Here is a 2,724-nt window from a genome sequence, read left to right on the forward strand (position 1 = left end):
GTACTGAGTACATATAGGGTTGTGATTTAGTTATTTATGTTTCGCAACACAAATATCCACAACCCTTCTCATTTTTTTTAAAAAAAGTTTAAATCACTTCGTTATGATAATATATCTCTTTTTACAAATATAGTTAAAATCAAAGATTCGGCAATATACTATTTTACTGCCGAATCTTTGTAATGATTAATCATGTAAATTTATCCTAGTCTCATCACTTATAGGTGTTGGCGGATTTGTTTCCGTAGGTGGCGTTTTAAAAAGCCGAAGATTTAAAGCTGTTGGTTTCGAACGTTGGGCAATCTTCGGATTTTTAAAATGTTAGCCTAAATGGCGATTGAATGTCACGTCCCGATGTAGGTAAAAATTTAAAAAAGTAATATTTACCTTTGCATAATCAAAGGTAAATTTAGTTCATCTGTCCTTTTTTAATTACAAAACATTTCAAAGATTTGGCAGTAAATAGGTTTTTTTGCCAAATCTTTGCTAACTATAATTTATAATTTTATAGATTATATTACATAACCACCATTGAACTTAAAAAAAAGTTAGCGAGCGCAGCGCTGCAAGCCCCAACATCTACCAAACAAACCTATAAATTGTTTTTGGGGTAAATTTAATTAAATCTTTTAACCTTATTTACCCAAAGATAGACGTTCAACATATTTAACCTCTCTTAAAACCTTTTCAGGTTTTTGTTTAACAAAAAGACTTTCGAGCATTTTTCTAGTAGGTATTAGATCTCGCTTTTCAATCTCTCTTAAAATACTTTCAACAGCATCCATTCTTTTATTTATTAAGATGGATAAACAGTTTCCGTATAATTTTCATTCTTCTCCGATGCGAAATTCTTAAATCTTTCGACAGTTTCATTGTGAAAATTAATTCTTGAAAAATTCTTACTCATAATGATAAATTTTAAAAATTAGGATAATGTATTGTAGTATTCATGTGGGTTTTCGGTGCTTTTTCTGAATTTTAGCGCAAATTCGAGTTTTCGAACATTGCTTTACCACAGTATAAACAACTAAATATCAGATACTTAATACAAAAAAGGGAATGATTATAACATCGCGCAGCGTGTTATCCTCTTGCTATTCCCTCCTTAGTCATATAAACCCACTTTTTGTATTTTAATTCCATACGACAATTTGATAAAATTCATCCATTTCAAAATGGGAATACCTTTCTTTAACTAGTGTCTTTTTAAATCTGAAAAAACAAGAATCTATATTTAATTTGTATCTGATTTTTCATTGAGCACTTCATTTAATTTTTCAATTAATTGCTCCTTTGTTAAATTAGCATATTTCGTCTTTTCAGCTTCCACAATTTTTTCACGTAAATTTTTCAGCTCACTTTCCTCTTCAAATTTCCTCGCTTTTTCATTTAGTCTTTTCTGCACCGCATCCATATCGGATTTTATCTTATGATCCATAACACGAGCATAAATTTGAGTAGTAGTAATTTTAGTATGCCCCAAGATTTTTGAAACCGTTTCAATAGGCATTCCGTTACTTAAAGCAACCGTTGTAGCAAATGTGTGTCGTGCCATATGAAAGGTCAGGTTCTTTTGAATTCCAACCTCAGCAGCTATTTCTTTTAAGTATAGATTTGCCTTTTCATTTGTAATCTTAGGCAAGAGTGTTTCTGAAATCTCAGTTACTGGGTGTCCATCATATTTGTTTAGAATTTTCTCAGCACGAAATAATAATGGAATTTTCACCTTACAATTTGTTTTTTGTCTAGTTGTGGTTATCCATTTATTACCATTATCATCTCCTATCCAAACATTTTGATTTGTCAAATTCCTTATATCTACAAAAGCAATTCCTGTATAGCTACTGAACACAAAAAGATCTCTAACACGGTCTAAACGGTCAATTTTAAAATGATGTGTTGCTAGTCTGGCGAGTTCACTATCGGATAAAAATTCTCTATCCACTTTATCAAAGGTCGATTTCCATCTTCGGAATGGGTCATCTTTTATCCATTCCAAATTATAGGCTAGTGTTACTATTTTTCGTAATCGTTGAATATGCTTTGTGACGGTATTATGGCTCATTGCCTTTGGATGACCTTTTGGATAGTACGCGTTAAGAAAATTTTCAAAATCACACAAAAACTCGAAATTTAATTTTGAAAGAGAGATATCGTCGATTCGCTTTTTCTTCAGAAATCGAGCAATATAACCTTCAGTCACTTTAAAATTTCTGATAGAACCAATCGCATGGGTGTTTTCAATTTTTATCGAATGATAATTGATAAGCTCATGAAGTGTGTATCCATTCGATTCTTCATTTAGAAAGAGATTTTTAATGGCTTTGCTAGTTACCTCTTCTCCATTATCCCGCAGTTCTTGATAACATCTGAAGAGTTTGGATTTAGACAAATCTAAATAGCGATTGAATTCTTTAGCGGTTTGCGAGGCACCTAAGTGTTTCTGGTTTTTAGAATCCCATTGTTTAATTGCCAACTTTCTTTTCAAACTAATGCTTAATCTTTTTTGATCTACATTAATTCTGGCATAGATTAAACCCTCACTTTTTTTGGATTTCTTTGTATCCATCCAGAATTGGATGGAAAATGTTTTTGAAGTACGCATAACTTTGGTTTTAAAGGGTCAACGCAAAAAGTTGTGGAGTAACTAAAAAAGAAAGAACTTTGAATCAAAAATATTTATGCTCCCAGATTCATTACTATCCATAGCCAATTTATTGCTTC

Annotated in this window: 2 protein-coding genes; both read right to left on the reverse strand. The window is 31.5% G+C overall.

The window, feature by feature from the left end; translation table 11 throughout:
* Positions 1-635: 635 nt before the first annotated feature.
* Positions 636-785 (reverse strand): hypothetical protein, encoded by a 150-nt coding sequence (locus ACFFU9_RS10330; RefSeq protein WP_379861359.1) that lies wholly within the window; start codon positions 783-785, stop codon positions 636-638.
* Positions 786-1,234: 449 nt separating this feature from the next.
* On the reverse strand, positions 1,235-2,605 hold the full coding sequence (locus ACFFU9_RS10335) for a site-specific integrase (RefSeq protein ID WP_379861360.1): 1,371 nt from the start codon (positions 2,603-2,605) through the stop codon (positions 1,235-1,237).
* Positions 2,606-2,724: the final 119 nt, after the last annotated feature.

The organism is Mariniflexile ostreae (genome assembly GCF_042427585.1).
GTDB classification, from domain to species: domain Bacteria; phylum Bacteroidota; class Bacteroidia; order Flavobacteriales; family Flavobacteriaceae; genus Pseudalgibacter; species Pseudalgibacter ostreae.